The organism is Streptacidiphilus sp. MAP5-3 (assembly GCF_041262505.1).
Classification (GTDB): Bacteria; Actinomycetota; Actinomycetes; order Streptomycetales; family Streptomycetaceae; genus Streptacidiphilus.
Map to the genome: position 1 here is coordinate 288,061 of NZ_JBGCCL010000002.1, position 21,495 is coordinate 309,555.

The window sequence follows — 21,495 nt, forward strand, 5'->3', positions numbered from 1 at the left end:
GACACCCCGCTGTCAGGCGAACGGCACCGACATCACTCAATCAAGTTCAGTAGTCGGGCGGCTATTCGGCGACCAGGACCAGCGCCGCCTGGTCGTCGTCCGTGAAGCCGCCGGTGAAGCTGTCGACGGCGTCCGTGAGGGCGTCGAGGATCTGCTGCGCGTCAGTGGCACCGGCGGTCGGGCGGACGGCGGTGATGAGCCGATCCTCGCCGAAGAGGGTCCCGGCCGGGTCGCGGGCCTCGAGGATGCCGTCGGTCACCAGGACGAGGTGGTCCCCGCTGCGCATGGTGAACGACTCCATGGCCAGCTCGGGCTCCGGCGAGACGCCCAGGAGCTCGCCGCGAGGGCTGGGTGCGGACACGGTTCCGTCGGCCCGGTGCAGCACCGGAGGAGGGTGTCCGGCCCGGACCATGCTCACGGCGATTCCGTCGGGCACCCGGCGCAGTTCGGCGTAGATCAGGGTCACGAAGCTCTCGTCGCTGTCCGGTCGGGCCAGCAGGGCGCCGTTGACCGCGTCGGCCACCGCGCCCGGGGTCGGCAGCAGCGGTGCGACCGCGCGGGCGGTGTTGCGGACCAGCGCGGTCGTGGTCGCCGCCAGGGCTCCACGCCCGCAGACGTCTCCGATGACCAGCCCCCACCGGTCCCCGGGCAGCGGGAAGAGGTCGTAGAAGTCGCCGCCGATGTCCAGGCCCTCGCCCGCCGGCCGGTAGGAGGCGGCCAGCCGCGCTCCGGGGACGTCGGGCAGCGCCGCGAGCAGCAGCCCGGCCTGGAGGTCATGGGCCAGCCGAGCCCGCTGGGCGTGCTGGCGGGTGGTTTCGGCACCCGCCGCAGCGGTGCGGGCCAGTTCCTCGGCAAGGGCGATCGTGCGGGGGCCCAGGGGCCGGTCGGCGGTCGCGACCACGGTCAGCGCGCCGAAGGTGTGCCCGCGCGCGGTCAGCGGCACGCAGATCCGGCCGGTGATGGCGAGGCCCAGCTCGCGCCACCCGGCTCCGGGCGCGGCCCGGCTCACCTCGCTGCGTCCGGTCGCCAGCACGCGTCCGACAGGACCGTCCTCGGCGTGCGCCGACGCCTCGGCCACCAGCAGCTCTTCGGCCCTTTCGGGTAGTCCCGGGGCGAGGGCGACGGCGACCCGTCGGATCCGCCCGGACTCCAGCACGTCGATCACGCACACCGGCCCGAGGGTCGGGACGGCCAGCTGCGCCAGCCGCTGGAGGTTCTGCGGGTAGCGGGCCTCCTCGCTGACCGCGGTGCTGGTCCGGAGGACGAACTCCAGGTCGGAACTGAGCGTGTGCTCGCGCTCGTGCGCCCGGTGGCGCGCGACCTCGGTACGGTGGCGCTCGATGGCCAACGCCGCGGTGCGGGTGAAGACGATGCTCAGGTCGAGATCCTCCTCGCGCAGCGTCCGCGGGGTGCGGTGGTACATGGCGAAGGTGCCGAGCAGCTCTCCCGCACTGGACATGATCGGGGACGACCAACAGGCCGCGAGTCCGGCCTGCCCGGCCAGCTCCCGGTAGTCGGTCCAGAGCGGATCCGTGGCGATGTCGTTGACCACGACCATCTCGCGGCGGAAGGCGGCGGTGCCGCAGGAACCCTCACGTGGCCCGATCTGGCAGCCGTCGATGGCCTCGTTGTAGAAGTCCGGCATGCTCGGTGCGGCGCCGTGCAGCAGCCGGGTTCCGGTCTCGTCGAGGAGCAGCACCGAGCTGAGCACGGCGGGTGAGAGCTTCTCGATGGCCCGGCACATGCCGTCCAGCACCTCCGCCAGCGGCGCGTCCCGCGCGATCTGCTCCAGCAGCGCCTGCTGCTCGGCGGCCAGCTTGTGGGCCGCGCGCTGCCGGGTGACGTCCACGGCGAGGAACGCGACGCCCCGGACGCGTCCGTCCTGGTCCCGACGCGGTTCGAAGCTGAAGTCGAAGTACCGCAGGCGGCGCCTGCCGACCGGCCCCAGCAGTACGGCGGCGCCGTGCATGACCATCGGCTCGCCTTGGACGTAGACGGAGTCGAGCAGGGACAGCAGGCCCTGGTCCACCAGCTCGGGCACGACGTCCGCGACCCGCCGCCCGAGCACGTCCGCGCCCGGCTCGCTGCCGATCGTGTCGAAGAACGCCTGGTTGGCTCCCTCGATCAGGTGGTCCGGTCCGCTGAGCGCGGCGAAGACCACCGGCGCACCGGCGAACATGCCCGGCAGCGGGTCGACCCCGGTCACGCCGAGGGTGGGCCGCCTCTCCGCGGCGGGCCCGCTGTCTCGGCTCCCGGGCTCCATGAGATCAGCCTGACCCCGCCCACACGGGTGAACAAGTCGGCGAGGTGCGCCGGGAACGAGCTATGCACCGGCGTTGCCGTCGCGCAGGGAATGGATCATGCTCTGCAGGCTCCGGAACGCGGCTGACTGCTCGGTCTCGGTCATGCCGGCCAGCATTCTGACCTCGACGGACCGGACCGCAACGGTCGCCTTCTCGAGCTTCTGCCGGCCGCGAGGCGTGAGCCGCGTGGGAAGAACCTTGCCGACGGGCGCCTCCGCAGGCCTGGTCACCTGGCCCTCTCGTTCCAGGGCCTGGAGTAGCACGTTCATCGACTGCCGTGTGACGAACGCGCCCCGCGCGAGCTCGGAGTTCGACAAGCCCGGCCGTTGAGCCAGCAACTCGAGGCAGGAGTAGTGCGTCACGGTCATCCCGAGTGGCCGCAGCACCTCCTCCATGGCTGCGCGCAGGGCGCTAGAAGCCTCTTTCAGCAGGTAGCCCAGTGATTTGTCCAGGTCGACGCCGGCACCGTTTTGACTCATGTCAGTATTCTGACATACCTTGGCCTGTGTCAGGAATCTGACACGTAGCGAAGGAGCATCATCATGCCCGTCACCGGCCCCGACTTCATCTCGCTCCAGGCGCGCGACCTTGACGCTTCGCAGGCGTTCTACGAGCAGTACCTCGGGCTCGTCCGCTCGCAGGCCGGGCCTCCGCACGCCGTCGTCTTCGAGACCAAGCCGATCGCGTTCGCGCTCCGCGACATCGTTCCCGGCACCGATCTCGCATCCGTTGCCCAGCCCGGCATCGGTGCCGCGATCTGGCTCCACGCCACCGACGTCCAGGCCATTCACGATGCTCTCGTCGCCGACGGTCACACCATCGTCTCGGCACCGATCGACGGCCCCTTCGGTCGGACCTTCACCTTCGCCGACCCCGACGGCTACCAGGTCACTCTCCACGACCGCGCCTGACAGGCCGAACGCCGCCGGACGATCACCGGCCCCGCAGACCGCGGTTACCGGACTCCGTCACCGGGGACCGCATGCCCATCCACTGTTCGGCTCCCCACGCCTCGTACCGCTGGACCTCGGCGAAGCCCAGCTTCGCCGCCAGGCGCATCGAGCGGGCGTTGGCGGTCTGGGTGAAGAGCACCACCGGCTCGCCGGGAAGCTCGTCGTCGAGCCAGTCGAGTGCCGCCGCGCAGGCCTCGGCGGCGTATCCGCGACCCCAGGCGTGCGGCAGGAGCAGGTAGCCGAGTTCGGCCTTCCCCACAGCGGCCGAAGGAGCGTTCCCGGTTGCACGCCTGAGGAGGACCTGGCCGATCATTGTTCCGTCGAGCTCGATCACGAAAAGTCCGGGGTGGCTCTCGGGCACCTCGGGCAGCGTGCGTTCGAGCTCGTCATGCGGCCGGGGGCCACCGAGGTAGGTGCCCACCTCCGGCGAGGCGAGCAGCTCGACGAACGTCGCTCGGTCCCGGGCCTCGGACGCGCGGAGCACGAGACGCTCGGTCTTGATCGGGGCAGGGGGCCAGGCGACAGGTCCAAGATCAGTCATGGCGGGCAACCTATCGAACGGACCAGGAGCCGTCGCACGTCGTGACCGACCTGGGGGCGATGAGTTCTGGCTGTTCAAGACCCGCCTTGACCCGCTCCGATTCCGATCGGCCACGGTCGGTCACCGGGTCGGCCGGGCAGGGCGATCTGTTCAACTCTGCACAACTGGCCGTGCCGAGGCGGATCATGGACGCTGGAGTCGGAGGCGGCCCCGGACGCGCGAGGAAGGCGGCGGTCGGACATGGCAGTGCGGGCAACGGATCCGGGTGACGATGACAACGCGCCGGCCGGCGCGCGCCGTGGGTCGGCGGGGCCGCGGCGCGGGCTGGTGATGGGGGCGGGCGGGAGCTTGGGCGCCGCCTGGACGATCGGCGCGTTGTGCGCGCTGGAGGAGGCCGGCGGGTGGGATCCGCGCAACGCGGACGTCATCGTGGGCACGTCGGCGGGGTCGCTGGTCAGCTCGATGCTCGCGATCGGTGTCACCGCGGCCGACCTGCGGGACCACCAGCGCGGCATCGTGCCGGGCACCGGGCCCATGCGGGGAATACAGGTCGACTACGACACCTGGGTCGGCGGCGCGCTGCCCCGCATCCCCCGGCCGGGGGTCGGGTCGCTGCGGCTACTGCGCGACCTGGTGGGACATCCGCACCGGATGCCGTTCGCCACGGTGCTGGCCGCCGCCGCGCCCACCGGCCGGGGCAGCCTGAGCGGCGTACGGGAGCTGTACCACCAGCTGCACCTGGACGACCGCTGGCCGGGGAACCCGGCGCTGCGGGTGGTCTCCGTCGACCTGGACACCGGGATGCGCGTGCAGTTCGGGACCCCGGAGGCGCCGTCCACCGACCTCGCCTCGGCGGTGACCGCCTCGTGCGCGCTGCCGGCGTGGTTCGAGCCGGTGCGCATCGGCGGACGCCGCTACGTGGACGGTTGCGCCTGGTCGGACACCAACCTGGACCTGCTGGCGGGGGAGGAGCTGGACGAGGTGTACGTCCTGGCGCCGACCTGCGCCCGCGAGAGCGACCACCCGCGCAGCGTCCCCGCCCGGCTGGAACGCCGACTGCGCCGGGGTTCCACCTCCCGTCTGCTGCGCGAGGCGCGGCAGGTGCGGTCGATGGGCACGCGGGTGCACGTCCTCGTCCCCGGGCCCGAGGACCTGGCCGCGATGGGCGCGAACCTGATGGCTCCGCAGCACCGGCTCACCGTTCTGGAGACCTCGCTGCGAACGAGCAAGGCCTTTCTGCAGACTCAGCCGGGCTGATCCTGGCTCTCGTCCGGTCGCCCCGGCTGGTCCGGCTGCTTCGGCTCATCCCGCTCGCCGGGCTCGGCGGGGGCGTCCGGCGCGTCCGGGGCGGGCTCCAGCGAGGCAGGGCCTCGCTTGCCCGCGGTGAGTTCGGCCTTCATCGCGGCCAGTTCGGCCTCCACCTCGCCGCCTGCGGTGATCGCGTCGAGCTGGTCGCGCAGCTCGTCGTGGGCGACGGGGGAGGAGGGGTCCTCCAGCGCCCCCGAGGCCATCAGCTCGTCCAGGGCACCGGCCCGCGCCTGCATCTGTTCGGTCTTGTCCTGGGCACGCTGGACCGCGGCGCCGACGTCGCTCATCCCGTCGGAGATGCCGGTGGCGGCCTCGCTGATGCTGGTCTGGGCCTCGGCCGCGGTGTAGGAGGCCTTGATCGTCTCCTTGCGGGTCCGAAACTCGTCGACCCTGGTCTCCAGCTGCCGGGAGGCCGCGGTGAGCTTCTCCTCCTCCTGCTGGAGGCTGACCAGCTGGTCCTGCAGGTCCTGGTCCTCGGCGAGGACGCCGGACCGGCGCGTCAGCGCCTCGCGGGCCAGGTCCTCCCGACCGACGGCCAGCGCCTGCTCCGCCTGGCCCTGGAGCCGGGTCGCGGAGCCGGCGAGCTGGGTGCGCTGCATCTCGATCCGCTTGCGGCTGGTCGCGACGTCCGCCAGCCCGCGTTTGACCTGCTGGAGCAGCTGGATCTGCCGCTGGTAGGCGTAGTCGAGGGTCTCGCGCGGATCCTCGGCGCGGTCGAGGGCCTTGTTCGCCTTGACCTTGAACATGTCGGTGACGCGGTGGACCAGGCCCATGGCCGTCACCCTCCTTCCGGGACGGCATGTTCCGGGACGGCATGCCCCTTCCTGGCTTTCTTCCCGCTCACCCCCGTGCTACGCCACTCGACTCCTGGGGCTGTTGTGGTCAGGCGATGTAGTGCGGGGTGTGGGTGCGCGTCGCGAGCTCGATCCCGCCGTGCCGCCAGGTGACCTCGTGCCCGTCGGTCGGGAAGCGCAGCCGGACACCGCCGTCCTCGGTGATCCGGACGACGGTCGCGGTCTCCACCGCGGCCAGCGGGCCGTCCCGGTAGACCCGGACCTCGTCGCCCTGCCGAAAGTCGCCCTGTCTGAAGGGGATGGTCGTCGACATCGCTCTCACCGTCCGTAGCAGAGTCCCCGAAGGGAGGATGTGGGGCTGGAGCAGAGGGCCCACAGGTTTGGGCGGCGCACTCGAGGATCGCTGGAGCGAGCGCACAGCGCACCCGGCAGGTCTCAGAGCCAGCCCGCCTCCTGGGCGATGCGGACGGCGTCGACGCGGTTGCGGGCGTTGAGTTTGGTGACGATGTTGGTGAGGTAGTTGCGGACGGTGCCGGAGGCCAGATAGAGACGGTCGGCGATCTGTTTGACGTCCTCGCCGTCGGCGGCCAGGCGCAGGACCTCGAAGTCGCGGGGCGTGAGTGGGCTGCTGCCCGCATCGAGGGCGGCGAGGGCGAGTTTGGGCTCGATGGCGTGTCCGCCTGCGGCGACGGAGCGGATGGCGCCTGCGAGGACGGCCGGTTCGGAGTCGGTGAGCATGTAGCCGACGGCGTGGGCGGCCAGTGCCCGGCGCAGCCTGCCCGGTCCGCCGACGTCGGTGAGGATCATGGTCCGGCAGGACGGCAGCTGGTCGTGCAGCTGACGGCATGCGGTGATGCCGTCCACGCCGGGCAGTTCGGTGCCGAGCACCGCGACGTCGGGTCTGTGCCGGTGCGCCAGCGGCAGGATCTCGTCACCCCGGGCGGTCTCGGCCACGACCTCCAGATCGTGCTCCAGGTTCAGAAGCGAGACCAGTGACTTCCGAAGCAGAATCATGTCCTCAGCGAGCAGGATGCTGATCAACGCTCTCCACCGTCTTTCCATGTGATGGCACCAGACGGAAGAGTGCCTTCTCCTTGTTGATCTTCTGTCAGCGGACCATGAACACTCGCGCACATTTCGGTCGCATTCTCGTATTGCAGGGTCGATCGTGCGCGGCAGGGCTAGCGTGAGCGCATGGCGGATCGGGATGAACAGCAGCTGCACGCCTCGTCGTTCGGTGCCGCGGCCGTCGCGTATGCCGAGCACCGTCCAGACTACGCGCAGGACGCGGTGCGTTGGGCGCTGGAGGCCGCTCCCGGCCCGCGCGTGCTCGATCTGGGCGCGGGGACGGGCAAGTTGACGGCGACGCTGGTCGCGAAGGGCCTCGGCGGTGCCGACTCCGCCGTCGTCGCCGCCGCCGACGTCGTCGCGGTCGAGCCGGATCCGGCGATGCTGGGGGAGCTGCGTCGCGCGCTGCCGAACGTCCGGGCGCTTTCCGGCAGTGCGGAGTCGATCCCGCTGCCGGACGGGTCCGTTGACGCCGTGCTGGCTGGGAACGCGATGCACTGGTTCGACATGGCCGTCGCGGGACCGGAGATCGCCCGGGTCCTCAAGCCCGGCGGGATCCTGGCCGGGCTGTGGAACGTGATGGACGATCAGGTCGAGTGGGTCGCCGAGTTGGCGCGGGTCAGTGGAGGCGCGGCGATCGGTCCGCGTGACACGCCCGCCAGTTGGCGTGCCGAGACGGCGGCGATGCACGTGCCCGAGGCGGGCGGCGGGCCCGCTCGGTTCGGCTCGCCGGAGCAGGCGACGTTCCCGCACGGGCAGCGGCGCACAGCGGACTCGCTCGTCGCGACTCTCGCGACGCGCGCGGGGGTGCTGGTCATGCCGGAGCAGGAGCGGGAGGCCTTGCTGAGCCGGATCCGCGGGTTCCTGGCGAGCAGGCCGGAGACCGCGCGCGGCGAGTTCACGCTGCCGATGCTGACCGGGGTGCTGCGCGTCCGACGGATGTGAGCGTGCCTAGCTGTCCGCCGTGATCAGGAGTCGGCGATGCCGCCGAGCAGTTCTGCCGCGCGGGCGATCACCGCGCGGTCCTCGGCGCTGAGTGCGCGCAACCGCCGGTCCAGCCAGGCGTTGCGCTGGTCGCGTGCGGCGCGCGCGAGTGCGTCGCCCTCCGCGGTGGCGCTGAAGCGGACCTTGCGGCGGTCGTCCGGATCGGGGGTGCGGACGGCGTATCCGGCGGAGGTGAGGCGGTTGACGGTCTGGCTCATGGACGCGGGGGAGACCCGGTCGCGTTCGCTGAGTTCGGTCAGCGTCTGCGGGCCGTGCTTGTGCAGCCGGGTGAGCACTTCCAGCGCCACGTCGCCGAGGCTTCCGTCCGGGCGCTCGCTGCGGAAGCGGCGGTAGAGGCGTCCGACGGCGGAGCGCAGAGCGCCGCTGAGGTCCGGCTCGTCCGTTCCGAGGGGTATCCCGGCGGATTGCTGGTCGGTTGCCTGCTTCTCCATGGCTGATTAGTATACCTAAAGAGATCTTTCGTGTACCTAAAGGAAGAGTCGAGGCAGCTATGCCCGCAAACCCGCTCGGCGTCGCCCTGCGCAACCGTCGCGCCGGTCAGCACACCCTCGTCTGGGCGCGCCCCGATCTGCAGGCTCCGGAGAACTTCACGCTGACCAGCCCGGCCTTCGAGCACGGCGCGCCCATCCCGGAGGCGTACCGCGGCAGGATGTTCGGCGCGAACGTCTCACCCGCGCTGGAGTGGACGCAGCCCCCGGCCGGCACCGTCGAGCTGGTGCTCATCGCGCAGGACCCCGACGTCCCGATGGGCAAGCCCGCCACCCATGCCCTCGCGCTGGGCATCGACCCCTCGCTGAAGGGGATCCCCGACAACGCCCTCGCCCACCCCAGCCCGGTCCCGGGTATTCGCCACGGCAAGGGCGCGCTCGGCCGCCGCGGCTGGGCCGGACCGATGCCGGTCCGCTCGCACGGACCGCACGCCTACGTCTTCCAACTCTTCGCCGTCGACCGGGCGTTGGAGCTCTCCGACGGCTTCGGCCTGGACGACGTGCTCGCCGCCCTCGCGGGTCACGTCCTCGGCCGCGCCCGGCTGGACGGGACCTACGAGATCCGGTAGGGGCCGTCCGGCCCAGGAGGGTCAAGAAAGCGGGTCGGGTTTGCCGAACCGGCAACAGGACTTGTCGGTCCCGCCGCGGGCGACGGACGATCGCCGCATGACTGATGTGACGACGAACGAGCAGTTCTGGGATTCCTTCTACGGCGAGCGCCGGCAGGTCTGGAGCGGGCGGCCCAACGACGCCATGGTCCGGGAGACGGCGGACCTCGCGCCGGGGCGCGCCCTGGACCTGGGGTGCGGCGAAGGCGGGGACGCGATCCACCTCGCCCGGCAGGGCTGGACGGTCACCGCGGTGGACATCTCCCGGGCCGCACTCGACCGCGGCGCCGCGCAGGCGGCCGTCGAGGGGGTCGCGGACCGGATCGACTGGCAGCGCCACGACCTCGCCGCGTCCTTCCCGGAGGGGGAGTACGACCTGGTGAGCGTCCAGTTCCTGCACTCGACGGTGGACATCCCGCGCGAGGAGATCCTGCGCCGGGCAACGGCGGCCGTCGCACCCGGTGGCGTGCTGCTCATCGAGGGCCACGGCGGCTTCCCGTCCTGGGAGGACGGGCACGACCACCACCCCGACGTCCACTTCCCCAGCCCGGACGAGGTCGTGGCCGATCTGCGGCTCGTGGAAGGGGAGTGGGAGGTCCTGGTCAGCGCGGAGCACGAGCGCGCCCACAACGCCCCCGACGGGCGGCCGACCGTGCGGATGGACAGCACGGTCAAGGCCCGTCGGAGGAGGTGAGCGTCGAACCCGGCTCGCGATACTGACGGTTCGTCAGGCTGCCTGCGCGGCCAGCTCTTCGCCGAAGGCCGCGCGCCGCAGGGCGCGCAGGCGGCTGCCGCCGAGCTTGGCGATCAGCGGCGCGGGGACGCCGCTGCGCTCCTCCGGGGTGGCGACGGCGGCCAGCCACGGCGGCAGGAAGGTGAGCGCCCAGGGCGCCTGCGTCTTCATCATGTGCTTACGCAGCGCGTCCCAGACCTCGTCGGTGAGGTGGGGGGCGAGGCGGCCGAGCAGCTGGTCCTCCTCGTCCGCGGCGTGCCGGGTGAGCAGGGAGTGGGTGTCGCTCGCCGCCGCCGAGAGGCGCAGCGCCGCAGAGTGGTCGGTGGTGAGGTCGGCCGCGGCACGACCGGTCTGCTGCAGCAGTTCGGCGAGCTCGCCGTGCTCGGCGGCCATCAGCTCCAGCGCCTCCGGGTCCGCGCCGCGCTTGGCCAGCTCCGGCCACAGGACGTCGTCCTCGCCGGTGTGGTGGTGCTCGATCAGGTGGAGCAGCTGGTCGGCGTACTTGGCGAGGGCGCGGGCCCGCGCGGCGTCGGGTCGCTCCGCGAGGACGGCGGCGGCGCGGGCGAGGCACTCCAGGTCCCGCGACATGGCCCGGTGCGCGAGCAGCATCGTCTGGTGGCTGCGGTGGAGGGTGGTGAACGGCGGGTGTGCCATGGGGCCTGCGTCTCCTGTAGTCGGGTTGGGGCGGGCGACGAGCACACGACGCACGGGTCCGCTGCTCATCTGCTCCCTCTTTCCGTGCGGGCAGCCTTCGGTGGCGGCAGTCTGCCCGGGTCGGATGGATCGGTTCTGGAGCGGCCCTGGAAGGCGTCGGTCGGGCCACGGCTGCGCAGCTTGCGGTACTGCATCGTCGGCGCCACTCCGGTAGGTCGACTGCCCTGCCCATGTGCGATGTTGTCAACGCTAGCAGATGTAGCAAGAGCAATTCTAGTGTTGACAGAAGTCCTGTCCTGGCTATCTTTCTAGTCATGTCGCTGCAGGAGCGTCGGGAGCGCGAGCAGGTCCAGCGCCGACGACTGATCATTTCCACAGCACGGGAGCTCGCCGAGGCCGAGGGCTGGGGCGCCGTCACCACCCGGCGCCTGGCGCAGCAGATCGAGTGGAGCCAACCCGTGCTCTACAAGCACTTCAAGGCCAAGGAGGACATCGTCCAGGCGGTCGCGCTGGAGGGCTTCGACGAGCTCGCCGAAGCGCTCGGTGAGGCCTGCCGGACGGAGGCCACGCCGGCGGCCGGTCTGCGCGAACTCGCCCAGGCGTACCTGCGGTTCGCCACCGACAACCCGACCGTCTACGAGGCGATGTTCACCCTTCCAGTGGGACTCGACTTCGGGGTGGTAGACACTCCTGAGCCGCTCGTGGCCGCCTTCGCGGAGCTGCGGGAGGCCATCGCCCCCCTGGCGGGAGACCGTGACCTCGACAGTCTCTCCGAGCTGCTTTGGGGTGCGTTGCACGGCCTGGTCGCGCTCGCCCACAGCGGACGGCTGCGCCCGGGACACGAGGTGACCCGACTCCAGCTTCTCGTCGACCAGTTGAGTGCGGACGCCGATGATCTCGCCCAGCGATAGAGCGCTGGAGTCGCGTACCAGCAACTCATCGCGGACCGGAACACCCTGCTGCTCCAACGTCAGTTCCACGTCGCCTCCGGGTCCGCCGAACCGGACATCAGTCGCTACCAAGAAAGAGGAAGGTCCATGACGGACACCGTTGGCGCCCCGTCGCAGGGAGTCGGGCGGGGAGTGGTGGTGTGGGCGGTCATCGTGACCGGTCTCGCCGGCTTCATGGCCATGCTGGACAACCTGGTCGTCATCACCGCCCTGCCGACGATCGGCCGGCACCTCGGTGGCGGCATCGACAAGCTCGAATGGACGGTGAACGCCTACACGCTCACCTTCGCCGTGCTGCAGATGCTCGGCGCGTCCGCAGGCGACCGCTTCGGGCGGCGCAAGATGTTCATGGGGGGCCTGGTGCTTTTCACGGTCGCCTCCGCGGCGGCGGCCTCCACCACCGGGATCAACGCCCTGATCGCCGCCCGCGCGATCCAGGGTGTCGGCGCGGCGATCGTGATGCCGCTGACGCTGACCCTGCTCACCGCGCACGTGCCCGCCAAGTTCCGTGGCGTGGCGCTGGGCGCGTGGGGCGCGGTCAACGGCCTCGCGGTGGCCACCGGACCGCTCATCGGCGGCGCGATCGTCGAGCACATGTCCTGGCAGTGGATCTTCTGGGCCAACGTGCCGATCGGCATCCTGCTGGTGCCGCTGGCCGGATGGCGCCTGAAGGAGAGCCGCGGCCCGAGCGCCCGACTGGACGTGGTCGGCACGGTCCTGATCAGCCTCGGCCTGTTCGGCGCGGTCTACGGCATCATCCGCGGCCACGACGACGGTTGGACGAGCACGGGCATCCTCGCCTCGCTGATCGGCGGCGCGGTCCTGGTGCTGGCCTTCGTGCTCTGGGAGTTGCGGGTCAAGCACCCGATGCTGCCGATGCGGCTCTTCGCCAACCGCTCCTTCGCCGGGGTGAACGCGGCCAGCCTGCTGATGGCTCTGGGCATGTTCGGCGCCATCTTCCTGCTGACCCAGTTCCTCCAGAACGTCCAGGGCTACGACGCCCTGGGCGCCGGTGTGCGGATGCTGCCGTGGACCGGTATGCCGATCCTGGTCGCCCCGGTGGCGGGCATGCTCTCCGACAAGATCGGCGGCCGGCCCATCGTCATCCTCGGGCTCTTCTTCCAGGCAGCCGGGCTGGCCTGGTACGCCGTCATCTCAAAGGCGGGCGTGACCTACGGCGAGCAGATCCCGGCTCTGATCCTCGGCGGCGTGGGCATGGCCCTCTTCTACGCCCCCATCGCCAACGTGCTGATGGACTCGGTGCGCACCGAGGAGCAGGGCATCGCCTCCGGCGCCAACAACGCGCTGCGGGAGTTCGGCGGCGCGCTCGGGGTAGCGGTGCTGACCTCGGTCTTCACCGCTGAGGGCAGCACCGCCACGCCCAAGACCTTCGTGGCCGGGCTCGTGCCCGCGCTGTGGGTCGGTGCCGCGGTCGTGGCGCTGGGCGGGATCGCCATGTGCTTCGTCCGGGGGCGCGTCAAGCAGTCCGCACCGGCCGGGGGCGAGGCTCCGGTCGCCCGCGCCGCCGAGCCGGACGCGGTCGCCGGCGTCAGCTGAGCGCTGACTGAAGTTCCCTCACTGCTCACGAAACTGATCCGATCTGCTGGGCGCCCGACACGAGATCATCCTTCGGGAATCCGGGTCGTGGCCCGGCGGGGCACGAGAGAAAGGCTGGAGTCACTCATGGTGACGCTCATTCAGGTACTGGCAGTTGTAGGCATCCTGGCCAACGGCATCGTCTATGGGACGGACTTCTTCTGCGCGCTCGTCCAGCGGTCCGCGCTGGCGAACCTGGACGACGCCATGCTCACCAAGGTCATGGGTGAGGTCCACCGGTTCGGCGACAAGCGCATGCCCGCTCCGGGCGCGGTGGGTCTCATCGCTGCGCTCGCGTGCACGATCGTGGCGGGCGTGAGCGGTCACGGCGCGGCTGCGGCGGCCGCGGGTGTCGGCACGGTCGCGCTGGTGGTGTGGCTGGTGGTGTACGCGAGGATCAGCGCGCCGGTCAACAAGGCGCTGACCACCGCCGCGGACGAGGGCCAGACCCTCGCCAACGCCCGTGCGCTCCAGGCGACCTGGGACCGCGTCATCAACGCGCGGGTGGCCCTCCAGTTGATCGCCGTCCTGGGCCTCTGCATCGCGCCCATCCGCGCGTAGGACGAGCGGACAAGCCAGCCCCGGCCCCGGTGCGGGCTGGGAGGAGTCACGACTCCTCCCAGCCCGCACCGGGGCCTCTGCATGAGGCGGACTTCAAGGTCCGTTCGAGCCCACTGCGAGCCCTGACCGGCACGTTATGGCGCGTGGACGAGAGATATCCGGAAGACCGGATCCGCCGCACATTCGTGATGTTCCCCGGACAGGGCTCGCAGCGCGATTCCATGGCGGTGCATCTGCTCCCAGCCGCTACCCGTACGCGGGGCTGACCCTCACCTGGGAAGCCCCGACCCCGGCCGCGTAGCCCGCGGTCCGGAACCCCCATCGCGCAACCGCAAGTCCGCCAGGTCCACGCTCAGGAAGGGAACTCCCGTGCATCTCGAGGTAGCACGACGCGACACCAGAGCCTGGCGAGCAGGTGTCCGGCTCGCACAGCGCACGTACCAGGACCAGTTCGACGCCCGGATCGACCCGGCCCCTGACGCCGCGCTGATCCTCAGCGAGCAGGACCCGCGTACCCTCGGCCCCGACGACGAACTCGACGGCGCGGTCGCCGGGTTGACCTTCGCCAACCAGGGGCCGCTCTTCGCCGAGCACTACCTGGACGTCCCGATCGAGACGGCGCTGGCGCCCTTCGCGGGCGAGGAGCTGTCCCGGTCGCAGATCGTCGAGGTCGGACCGCTCGCCTCCAGCACCGTCGGTGCCGGTGGTCGGCTGGTCTCGCTGCTCGGGGCGATGTGCTGGTGCCAGGGCGCCAAGGCGGCGGTGTTCACCGTCACCCGGCCGCTGCACCTGATGCTGCGACGCTCGGGCATCAGCACCGAGGTGATCTGCCACGCGACCGAGGCCCGGCTGCCCGCCGAGCTGCGCGGCGACTGGGGCCGCTACTACAACCTGGACCCGGTGACCGTGTACACGGACATCAACCAGCACATGGGGGACGCGCTGTCCCTGCTGTCGGGGCAGTCGCCGCTGGCCGGCACCGCGGGGAGGGCGTGAGATGCGGAGCGTGGAAGCAGGGTTGACCAACCCGGCCTGGCAGGACCGGCCGCTGGTCGAGGTCGCCGACCCGATGGACGGACGGGTCGTCAGTTCCCGTACCTACGGCGAGATCCGCGCCGCCCGGGACCGGTTCGCCGCCCGGCTGCGCCGGTGGGTCGCCCCGGGCACGCCGGTCGGCCTGGTCGCGGGCAACACCCCGGAGTGGGTCGTCGCCGACCTGGCGCTGCTGGCCGCCGAGGCGGTCGAGGTGCCGGTCCCGCTGGCCTTCTCCGCCGAACAGGCCGGTTCGCTGCTCGCCGGTACGTCGGTGTGCCTGGTGGACGAGCAGGGCGCACGGCGCCTCGCCGAGTGGGGCCTGGACGCCGACCGGGTGCTGCTGCACATCACCGACGACAGCGCCGACGACAGCGCGGACGACAGTGCGGACGACAGTGCGGACGTCGAGAGACCGGTCACCCTCGTCGGCGAGCCGCTGCAGGGTCGCGCCGCCGACGTGGTGAAGATCATCCACACCTCCGGCACCACCGGCACGCCCAAGGGCGTGCTGATCCGCCGCTCCGGGATCGAGGCGCTGCAGGAGTCGCTGCACGGCATGCTGCCCGCAGGCGCGCTCGACCGCTACCTCTCCATGGTGCCGTTCAGCCTGCTGATCGAGCAGGTCGCCGCCGTCTACATGCCGATCGCGGTCGGCGGCACGCTGCGTCTGCTCGCACCGGAGGCCGCGCTGCTCGGCACGGCCGGGTCGCGGGTGGAGGACGCCCTGCAATGGCTGCGCGTGATGGGGCTGAGCGCGGCGGTGCTGCCGCCGGTGGTCGTCTCCGCGCTGGCGAAGGTCGCGGCGCAGGCTGTCGCGGCCGGACGCGATCCGGTCCAGGAGCTGTTCGGCGCGTCGACCGCGCCGCTGCTCATGGCGGGCGGCGCCCCCGTCGCCACCGAGGCGCTGGAGTCGCTCGCGGCGCTGGGCATCGAGGTCCTGGAGGGCTACGGCCTGTCCGAGAACACCTCCGTGGTCGCCTGGAACCGCCCCGGCGACGTGGTGCCCGGCACGGTCGGCAGGCCGCTGCCGCACTGCGAGGTCCGGATCGGCGAGGACAGCGAACTGCTCGTCAAGTCGCCTTCGCTCTTTGCCGGTTACACCGTCGAGGACCCGACCAGCCGCCCGCTGGACGACGACGGCTGGCTGCACACCGGCGACCGGGCGGAGCTCGACCCGGACGGACGGCTGCGCATCCTGGGACGCCTGAAGAACATGATCATCACAGGCTTCGGCCGCAACATCTCGCCCGAGTGGGTGGAGGGCCGACTGCGCTCCTGCCCGGCGGTGCGGGAGGCCGTGGTCTTCGGTGACGGCCTGGAGCACCTGGTGGCGCTCGTCCTCACCGACGGAACCCTGGCTGACGACCACGTGCACGCCGAGGTCGCCGCGTACTCCGCGCACGCGCTCGCCGAGACGGACCAGCCGAGCCGGACGATCGTGCTGCGCGACGAGCCCGCACTGCGTGCACGCTACTTCACCGTCACCGGTCGGCCCCGCCGTGACCTGCTCTTCACCGAGCAGGTACAGCCCCACCTCGCCGTCGCCGCAACCCGCTGACCATTTCCTTTGAAGGGGACTTTCCTGTGACCACCGCTTCCCTCCCGATCCACCGGTCCCGCCTCGGCGACGGAACCGGAGCGCTCATCACGCCGTCCGACAGCACCGTCAGACTGGTCGACACCGCCTCCGTGCTGCTGGACGAACTCCGCGGGGCGGGCCACCTGCTGCTGCGTGGCTTCGCGCCCAGCGTCGAGGACTTCAACGAGCTGGTGCAGAAGTGCAGCGCCAAGGTCACCCTCGACCCCGCGCGCACCTTCCACGGCGACGTCGCGCAGCTGGTGGACTCCGGCACCGACTCCATCGGCCTGCACATCGAGAACGGCGCGACCCCCTACCCGCCCGACCTGCTGTGGTTCCACTGCGTCACGGCCGCGGCTTCCGGCTCGCAGACCACCGTCTGTGACGGGCGCCGGGTGTGGGAGCAGCTGGACGAGCCGACCCGTGAGCTCTTCCTCGACAACCCCGTGGTCTTCGCCCGCTCGGTGTCCGAGCCGCAGTGGCGGCAGTTCACCGCCTTCAGTCTGGGCGGCGGCCGAAAGCCGGAGGAGGTGACCCTGGACGACCTGCGGTTCCTCGCCGACCAGGGCAACGCCACCGTGACGCAGCGCGAGGACGGCTCAGTCCACTACGCGTTCCAGACCCACGCCGCCCACCCGGGCAAGTGGTCGGAGGACACCACCTGGGCCAACAGCATCTTCGGCCCCTCCTACAACTACGAGACGCCGGAGATCCGCTTCGAGCACGGCCCGATCCCGCGCGAGGTGCTGGACGAGCTCGCCCGGATCACCGAGGAGGTCACGGAGGAGATCGCCTGGCAGGACGGCGACGTCGTCCTCATCGACAACTCCCGCGTGATGCACGGCCGTCGCCCGATCACCGACACCCGCCGCACCATCGTCAACGCGCAGAGCTTCGCAGCCTGAGCCGCCCGATCCGGACTGGACCGTACCGGCTGCGCTTATCCCCGATGAAAAGGGGTGAGCATTATTAAATCGGACGAATCAGACTTATCTGGGCAAATATCTAAAACACCATCAAATACTGACCTCACGACGCCGTTTCGACCGGGTTGCCGCACTTTGCGGTGCCTGATCGGAGCGGCGTCGCTGCGCTCCGTAGACAAATGAGACGCAGGTCACGGCCTTCTTGTGGCGTGGCGCACTTTACCGGCGGTATGGCTTGCTCCACTTGTGAAGGCCGTGTGAGAGTGCCTGAGGCAGGCCAGGCAGAGAGCCTGCTGGAGCACGGCGACCGGCGCACACAGCGCCGACCTGTCAAACGCCGATGTGCTCCCCCTGCTCGGTCGGGCCAGTCCCGAATGCCGCCGGGCGCATTCCCAGCCAGCGACGCCGGTGCGGCGAACGCGTGGTTCCGTGCGCCTTCGGTCAGGGCAGATCCGTCGACATCGGAGTGTCATGCCTTCCCACGCCCGTTTCTCCCACGCCCGTCGCTCTCTTGTGCAGCTCAACCAGCGTGTCTCCGCGATGAGCCTCAACAAGCGCCTGACCGCCGGTGTCGGTGCAGCTGTCCTGCTGACCGGTGCCGCCACGGGGACCGCCGTCGCCCTGACCGGCAGCTCCAGCCCGAGCCACACGGCCGCTGCGGCCGGCGCCGTTGCCGCCGCCCGTCCGTCCGCCAGCACCGCGAACCGCTCCGAGCAGCGCGCGCCGCTGGTCAACGCGTCCGCGTCCGCCGACGCGGCCAAGGCCAAGGCTGCTGCCGCCGCCAAGGCGAAGGCCGCTGCCGACGCCGCCGCGAAGGCGAAGGCTCAGGCAGAGGCGCAGGCGCAGGCGCAGGCCCAGGCCGCTGCCAAGGCAAAGGCCGACGCCGCCGCCAAGGCTCAGGCGCAGGCCCAGGCCCAGGCCGCCGCTCAGGCTCAGGCCCAGGCGCAGGCCGCTGCCGCCGCCAAGGCGAAGGCTGCCGCTGCGGCTGCCGCCGCGGCCGCCGCGACCCCGGTCTACGCGAACAACCTGAGCGGTTGGATCGCGCAGGCCCAGGCCATCCTCCAGGCCGACGGCGACCAGGTCCCGACCGCGGACGCGATCACCGCGCGCGCCATGACCGAGTCCTCCGGCAACCCGAACGCCCAGAACAACTGGGACTCGAACGCCGCCGCGGGCACGCCGTCCATGGGTCTGATGCAGACGATCCAGTCCACGTTCGACACGTACGCGCTGCCGGGGCACACGGACATCTGGAACCCGGTCGACAACATCGTCGCCGCGGTCCGCTACGCGAACGCCACCTACGGCTCGTTCATGAACGTCGCGTACGGCTCGAGCGGCTACTGATCAGCCGCCCTCGCCAACGCACAGCGCCCCCGTGCCTGCCTGGCAGGTACGGGGGCGCTGTGCGTTGCGGACTATCCGGTGAATCGGGCCCGGCTCACGACCTGGTGCGCGACAGAGAGTGGACCTCTCTGTCGCGCAGCAGGTCGTTACGCCTTGTCCTGGTTCGTCTTCGGCCCCTGCGGGCGGCGACGGCGCTGGTCCGGGCGACGGCCGGACGCGGCGCGGGGGCCGGACTGCTCGGTGCGCTCGGGCCGCTGAGTGCGCTCGGTGCGCTCGCCGCGCTGAGCGCGCTCGCCCCGCTGCTCGGTCCGCTGGGGCCTTTCGGTCCGCTGGGACCGCTCGTTGCGCTGGGAGCGCTCGCCCCGTCCACCGGCCGACGAGCGGGAACCCCTCGACCCGGCAGGCTTGGACGCGGCCGGCGGAGTCGGCGTCGGGAGGGTGACCGGGACGCCCGACGGGCGGCGCGCGCCGGTGATCCGGACGAGCTCCGGGTCGCCGGGGCGGACCCGGTCGTTGGACGGGCGGATGCCCGCATCGGTCATGAGCTTGGCCGTGTCGCGCCGCTCGTGGGAGAGGACCAGGGTGACCACGGTGCCGGACGCGCCCGCGCGGGCGGTGCGACCGCCCCGGTGCAGGTAGTCCTTCGGGTCGGTCGGTGGGTCGACGTTGACGACGAGGTCGAGGTCGTCGACGTGGATGCCGCGCGCCGCGACGTTCGTGGCGATCAGCGCGGTGACCTGGCCCTGCTTGAACTGCTCCAGGACCCGGTTGCGCTGCGGCTGCGTCTTGCCGCCGTGAAGCGCTGCGGCGAGGATGCCGTTCGCGAGCAGGTCCTTGGCCAGACGGTCGGTGGCGCGCTTGGTGTCGACGAACATGATCACGCGTCCCTCGCGGGCCGCTATCTCGCGGGTGATCTCGCGCTTGTCCTGGTCGCTCACGTAGAGCACGTGGTGCTCCATGTTGGTGACCGCGCCCGCGCTGGGGTCGACCGAGTGCGCGACCGGGTCGCTCAGGAAGCGGCGGACCAGGCGGTCGACGTTCTGGTCGAGCGTCGCCGAGAAGAGCAGTCGCTGCCCGTCCGGGCGGACCTGCTCCAGCAGGGCGGTGACCTGCGGCAGGAAGCCCATGTCGGCCATCTGGTCGGCTTCGTCCAGCACCGTGATCTCGACGCGGCCGAGCTGCACGTCGCCGCGCTCCAGCAGGTCGCGCAGCCGGCCGGGCGTGGCGATCAGTACGTCGACGCCGCGCTTCAGCTCACCGGCCTGGCGTCCGATCGGCAGGCCGCCGACGACGGTGGCGAGCCGCAGGTTCACGGCGGTCGCATAAGGGGTGAGCGCGGTCTGGACCTGCTGGGCCAGCTCGCGGGTGGGCACCAGGACCAGCGCCAGCGGGGCCTTGACCTCCGCGCGGCGACCGGTCAGGCGGCCGAGCACCGCGAGGCCGAAGGCGAGGGTCTTGCCGGAGCCGGTCCGGCCACGGCCGAGCACGTCGCGTCCGGCCAGCGCGTTGGGCAGCGTCGCCGCCTGGATCGGGAACGGCTCGGTCACGCCCTGCTTGACGAGCGTCGTCTGCAGCGCACGCGGCAGTTCGGCCTCGGCGAAGCTCGCCACCGGCGGCAGCCCCGGGGTCTCCGGCGCGGCCACCTCGAACTCGCCCTGCGCGGCGACGGACTGACGCTTCGTCGGACGGCGCTTCGGCGGACCGTAGGACGCGCCGCCCCGCTGCCCGCCGCCCTCGGCGTTGGCACGCTGCTGCTGGCCACCGCGCTTACGTCCGTTGCGTGCGTCCCGCTCGGCCGGGGACAACGGCCGACCGAAGCGGGTCGCGGGACGCTGGTCGTTCGACCGGTTGGTGCGGTGGTTCACAGATGGACCTTCCACAAGAAGTCACAAAAAAGGCTCCGTGGGCCCGGCCTTCCGGCCGAGCCCACGGAGCCGTAGTAGCGGGGGCAGGATTTGAACCTACGACCTCTGGGTTATGAGCCCAGCGAGCTACCGAGCTGCTCCACCCCGCGTCGGTACCTTGAACGTTAACAGAGTTCGGCCGCCGATGTCGGATGGGGCCCTGTGACGACGCCCACCTGCCGGTCGCCGCGTCTCTCTCTGTGATCAGCGCCTCACGCCGGACGCGTTCCCGGCGGGAGCGTTCCGCTCCTGGCGGCCTCGTCCAGATACTGCGTCAGCACGCTTCGCAGCTCGCGCGCGGCGCGCGGCGGTTGCACGTCCTTGCGGTGGGCGAGCGCGATCGTGCGGCGCAGTCCCGGCGGGGCGAACGGGGTGACCCGGAGCGGGCGGCGGGCGGCCACCATGCTGGGCACCACGGCCGCTCCGAGGCCGGCCTCGACCATGCCGAGCACCGCGTCCATCTCGCCGCCCTCGACGGCGAAGGGCGGCTCGAAGCCCTCGGCGCGGCAGGCGGCCATGGTCACCTCGCGCAGGTCGTAGCCGTGGCGGAACATCACCAGCGGCTGGTCGCGCAGCTCGGCGACCTCGATCACGGGTCCGGCCGTCGGCGGCGGGGCGTCCGGCGCGGAGGCCAGCACCAGCTCCTCGCTGAGCAGTTCGGTGGTGGCAAGGGCCGGGTCGTGCCGTTGCAGCGGGAGGATGATCAGGGCCAGGTCGAGGCTGCCGGTGGCGAGGTGGCCGACCAGGTCACGGGAGCCGCCCTCCTCGATGTGCAGGCCGATGCCGGGGTGCTCCCGGCGGTAGGCGCGCAGCACGTGGGGGAGGAGCCCGGTGCACAGGCTCGGTGTCGCACCGAGGCGGACCCGGCCGCGGCGCAGACCGGCCACCTCCTGCACCTCGATCCGGGCGCTCTCGGCGTCGGCGACGATCCGCCGGGCCAGCGGCAGCAGCGCCTCACCGGCGTCGGTGAGGGTGATGTTGCCGCGGGCGCGGTGGAACAGGTCGGAGCCCAACTCCCGTTCCAGCGCCCGGATCTGCTGCGACAGCGACGGCTGGGCGACGTGCACCTGCTGGGCCGCGCGGGAGAAGTGGCGCGCGTCCGCGACAGCGAGGAAGTAGACGAGCTGCTGGAGCTGCATGTT

The 21,495-nt window shown here is 71.4% G+C and carries 22 protein-coding genes and 1 tRNA gene; 12 read left to right on the forward strand and 11 right to left on the reverse strand.

Annotated elements, in window-relative coordinates:
* Window positions 1-61 precede the first annotated feature (61 nt).
* On the reverse strand, window positions 62-2,263 hold the full coding sequence (locus tag ABH928_RS04980) for a SpoIIE family protein phosphatase (RefSeq protein ID WP_370062396.1): 2,202 nt from the start codon (window positions 2,261-2,263) through the stop codon (window positions 62-64).
* 60 nt (window positions 2,264-2,323) lie between these two features.
* Window positions 2,324-2,782, reverse strand: a complete 459-nt coding sequence (locus ABH928_RS04985; RefSeq protein ID WP_370062398.1) for a MarR family winged helix-turn-helix transcriptional regulator — start codon at window positions 2,780-2,782, stop codon at window positions 2,324-2,326.
* Between the two features lie 63 nt (window positions 2,783-2,845).
* On the opposite strand from ABH928_RS04985, the gene ABH928_RS04990 reads away from it, so the two are divergent.
* Entirely contained in the window at window positions 2,846-3,214 is a 369-nt protein-coding gene (locus ABH928_RS04990; protein WP_370062400.1) for a VOC family protein, read from the forward strand.
* A gap of 22 nt (window positions 3,215-3,236) precedes the next feature.
* Here ABH928_RS04990 and ABH928_RS04995 read toward each other — a convergent pair whose 3' ends face one another.
* On the reverse strand, window positions 3,237-3,797 hold the full coding sequence (locus tag ABH928_RS04995) for a GNAT family N-acetyltransferase (protein WP_370062403.1): 561 nt from the start codon (window positions 3,795-3,797) through the stop codon (window positions 3,237-3,239).
* Between the two features lie 240 nt (window positions 3,798-4,037).
* Between ABH928_RS04995 and ABH928_RS05000 the strand changes: the two genes are divergently transcribed.
* Window positions 4,038-5,054 (forward strand): patatin-like phospholipase family protein, encoded by a 1,017-nt coding sequence (locus tag ABH928_RS05000; RefSeq protein ID WP_370062405.1) that lies wholly within the window; start codon window positions 4,038-4,040, stop codon window positions 5,052-5,054.
* Here ABH928_RS05000 and ABH928_RS05005 read toward each other — a convergent pair.
* The 3 genes from ABH928_RS05005 to ABH928_RS05015 form a co-directional block, all read right to left on the reverse strand.
* Complete coding sequence (locus ABH928_RS05005) at window positions 5,042-5,878, reverse strand: PspA/IM30 family protein (RefSeq protein ID WP_370062407.1); 837 nt, start codon at window positions 5,876-5,878, stop codon at window positions 5,042-5,044. The genes ABH928_RS05000 and ABH928_RS05005 overlap by 13 nt on opposite strands.
* 109 nt (window positions 5,879-5,987) lie before the next feature.
* Window positions 5,988-6,212: a hypothetical protein gene (locus ABH928_RS05010; RefSeq protein WP_370062409.1), complete on the reverse strand. Its 225-nt coding sequence runs from the start codon at window positions 6,210-6,212 to the stop codon at window positions 5,988-5,990.
* Between the two features lie 122 nt (window positions 6,213-6,334).
* A complete protein-coding gene (locus ABH928_RS05015) occupies window positions 6,335-6,940 on the reverse strand; it encodes a DNA-binding response regulator (protein ID WP_370062411.1) in 606 nt (201 codons plus the stop codon).
* A 153-nt stretch (window positions 6,941-7,093) separates the two neighbouring features.
* On the opposite strand from ABH928_RS05015, the gene ABH928_RS05020 reads away from it, so the two are divergent.
* The gene (locus tag ABH928_RS05020) at window positions 7,094-7,912 is read left to right on the forward strand and encodes a class I SAM-dependent methyltransferase (RefSeq protein WP_370062413.1); all 819 of its coding nucleotides are present in this window, start codon (window positions 7,094-7,096) and stop codon (window positions 7,910-7,912) included.
* 23 nt (window positions 7,913-7,935) lie between these two features.
* Here ABH928_RS05020 and ABH928_RS05025 read toward each other — a convergent pair whose 3' ends face one another.
* A complete protein-coding gene (locus ABH928_RS05025) occupies window positions 7,936-8,403 on the reverse strand; it encodes a MarR family winged helix-turn-helix transcriptional regulator (protein WP_370062415.1) in 468 nt (155 codons plus the stop codon).
* A gap of 59 nt (window positions 8,404-8,462) precedes the next feature.
* Here ABH928_RS05025 and ABH928_RS05030 point away from each other — a divergent pair, with 59 nt between their 5' ends.
* On the forward strand, window positions 8,463-9,029 hold the full coding sequence (locus ABH928_RS05030) for a YbhB/YbcL family Raf kinase inhibitor-like protein (protein ID WP_370062417.1): 567 nt from the start codon (window positions 8,463-8,465) through the stop codon (window positions 9,027-9,029).
* A gap of 97 nt (window positions 9,030-9,126) precedes the next feature.
* Window positions 9,127-9,762 carry a cyclopropane-fatty-acyl-phospholipid synthase family protein gene (locus tag ABH928_RS05035; RefSeq protein WP_370062419.1) on the forward strand — a complete coding sequence of 212 codons (636 nt, stop codon included), beginning with the start codon at window positions 9,127-9,129 and terminating at the stop codon, window positions 9,760-9,762.
* 33 nt (window positions 9,763-9,795) lie between these two features.
* On the opposite strand, the gene ABH928_RS05040 is transcribed toward ABH928_RS05035, so the two are convergent.
* Entirely contained in the window at window positions 9,796-10,455 is a 660-nt protein-coding gene (locus ABH928_RS05040; RefSeq protein WP_370062421.1) for a hemerythrin domain-containing protein, read from the reverse strand.
* A gap of 314 nt (window positions 10,456-10,769) precedes the next feature.
* On the opposite strand from ABH928_RS05040, the gene ABH928_RS05045 reads away from it, so the two are divergent.
* The 7 genes from ABH928_RS05045 (at window position 10,770) to ABH928_RS05075 (ending at window position 18,449) form a co-directional block, all read left to right on the forward strand.
* The gene (locus ABH928_RS05045; RefSeq protein WP_370062423.1) at window positions 10,770-11,366 is read left to right on the forward strand and encodes a TetR/AcrR family transcriptional regulator; all 597 of its coding nucleotides are present in this window, start codon (window positions 10,770-10,772) and stop codon (window positions 11,364-11,366) included.
* 126 nt (window positions 11,367-11,492) lie between these two features.
* Entirely contained in the window at window positions 11,493-12,962 is a 1,470-nt protein-coding gene (locus ABH928_RS05050) for a DHA2 family efflux MFS transporter permease subunit (protein WP_370062428.1), read from the forward strand.
* A gap of 126 nt (window positions 12,963-13,088) precedes the next feature.
* A complete protein-coding gene (locus ABH928_RS05055) occupies window positions 13,089-13,562 on the forward strand; it encodes a DUF1772 domain-containing protein (protein ID WP_370062430.1) in 474 nt (157 codons plus the stop codon).
* A 369-nt stretch (window positions 13,563-13,931) separates the two neighbouring features.
* Complete coding sequence (locus tag ABH928_RS05060) at window positions 13,932-14,558, forward strand: thermostable hemolysin (RefSeq protein WP_370062432.1); 627 nt, start codon at window positions 13,932-13,934, stop codon at window positions 14,556-14,558.
* 10 nt (window positions 14,559-14,568) lie between these two features.
* Window positions 14,569-16,155: an AMP-binding protein gene (locus tag ABH928_RS05065; RefSeq protein ID WP_370062434.1), complete on the forward strand. Its 1,587-nt coding sequence runs from the start codon at window positions 14,569-14,571 to the stop codon at window positions 16,153-16,155.
* A gap of 26 nt (window positions 16,156-16,181) precedes the next feature.
* Window positions 16,182-17,081 (forward strand): TauD/TfdA family dioxygenase, encoded by a 900-nt coding sequence (locus ABH928_RS05070; protein WP_370062436.1) that lies wholly within the window; start codon window positions 16,182-16,184, stop codon window positions 17,079-17,081.
* Between the two features lie 492 nt (window positions 17,082-17,573).
* Entirely contained in the window at window positions 17,574-18,449 is an 876-nt protein-coding gene (locus ABH928_RS05075; protein WP_370062438.1) for a transglycosylase SLT domain-containing protein, read from the forward strand.
* Between the two features lie 146 nt (window positions 18,450-18,595).
* On the opposite strand, the gene ABH928_RS05080 is transcribed toward ABH928_RS05075, so the two are convergent.
* The 3 genes from ABH928_RS05080 to ABH928_RS05090 form a co-directional block, all read right to left on the reverse strand.
* The gene (locus tag ABH928_RS05080; protein ID WP_370062983.1) at window positions 18,596-20,254 is read right to left on the reverse strand and encodes a DEAD/DEAH box helicase; all 1,659 of its coding nucleotides are present in this window, start codon (window positions 20,252-20,254) and stop codon (window positions 18,596-18,598) included.
* Window positions 20,255-20,389: 135 nt separating this feature from the next.
* Window positions 20,390-20,463 (reverse strand) — tRNA-Met (locus ABH928_RS05085).
* Between the two features lie 102 nt (window positions 20,464-20,565).
* Window positions 20,566-21,492, reverse strand: a complete 927-nt coding sequence (locus ABH928_RS05090; RefSeq protein ID WP_370062440.1) for a LysR family transcriptional regulator — start codon at window positions 21,490-21,492, stop codon at window positions 20,566-20,568.
* Window positions 21,493-21,495 lie beyond the last annotated feature (3 nt).

Bases quoted from the DNA above. Each gene is read 5' to 3' on its own strand.
- ABH928_RS04980 (WP_370062396.1), bottom strand. From the start codon at position 2,263: ATGGAGCCCGGGAGCCGAGACAGCGGGCCCGCCGCGGAGAGGCGGCCC.
- ABH928_RS04985 (WP_370062398.1), bottom strand. From the start codon at position 2,782: ATGAGTCAAAACGGTGCCGGCGTCGACCTGGACAAATCACTGGGCTAC.
- ABH928_RS04990 (WP_370062400.1), top strand. From the start codon at position 2,846: ATGCCCGTCACCGGCCCCGACTTCATCTCGCTCCAGGCGCGCGACCTT.
- ABH928_RS04995 (WP_370062403.1), bottom strand. From the start codon at position 3,797: ATGACTGATCTTGGACCTGTCGCCTGGCCCCCTGCCCCGATCAAGACC.
- ABH928_RS05000 (WP_370062405.1), top strand. From the start codon at position 4,038: ATGGCAGTGCGGGCAACGGATCCGGGTGACGATGACAACGCGCCGGCC.
- ABH928_RS05005 (WP_370062407.1), bottom strand. From the start codon at position 5,878: ATGGGCCTGGTCCACCGCGTCACCGACATGTTCAAGGTCAAGGCGAAC.
- ABH928_RS05010 (WP_370062409.1), bottom strand. From the start codon at position 6,212: ATGTCGACGACCATCCCCTTCAGACAGGGCGACTTTCGGCAGGGCGAC.
- ABH928_RS05020 (WP_370062413.1), top strand. From the start codon at position 7,094: ATGGCGGATCGGGATGAACAGCAGCTGCACGCCTCGTCGTTCGGTGCC.
- ABH928_RS05025 (WP_370062415.1), bottom strand. From the start codon at position 8,403: ATGGAGAAGCAGGCAACCGACCAGCAATCCGCCGGGATACCCCTCGGA.
- ABH928_RS05030 (WP_370062417.1), top strand. From the start codon at position 8,463: ATGCCCGCAAACCCGCTCGGCGTCGCCCTGCGCAACCGTCGCGCCGGT.
- ABH928_RS05035 (WP_370062419.1), top strand. From the start codon at position 9,127: ATGACTGATGTGACGACGAACGAGCAGTTCTGGGATTCCTTCTACGGC.
- ABH928_RS05040 (WP_370062421.1), bottom strand. From the start codon at position 10,455: ATGGCACACCCGCCGTTCACCACCCTCCACCGCAGCCACCAGACGATG.
- ABH928_RS05045 (WP_370062423.1), top strand. From the start codon at position 10,770: ATGTCGCTGCAGGAGCGTCGGGAGCGCGAGCAGGTCCAGCGCCGACGA.
- ABH928_RS05050 (WP_370062428.1), top strand. From the start codon at position 11,493: ATGACGGACACCGTTGGCGCCCCGTCGCAGGGAGTCGGGCGGGGAGTG.
- ABH928_RS05055 (WP_370062430.1), top strand. From the start codon at position 13,089: ATGGTGACGCTCATTCAGGTACTGGCAGTTGTAGGCATCCTGGCCAAC.
- ABH928_RS05075 (WP_370062438.1), top strand. From the start codon at position 17,574: ATGCCTTCCCACGCCCGTTTCTCCCACGCCCGTCGCTCTCTTGTGCAG.
- ABH928_RS05090 (WP_370062440.1), bottom strand. From the start codon at position 21,492: ATGCAGCTCCAGCAGCTCGTCTACTTCCTCGCTGTCGCGGACGCGCGC.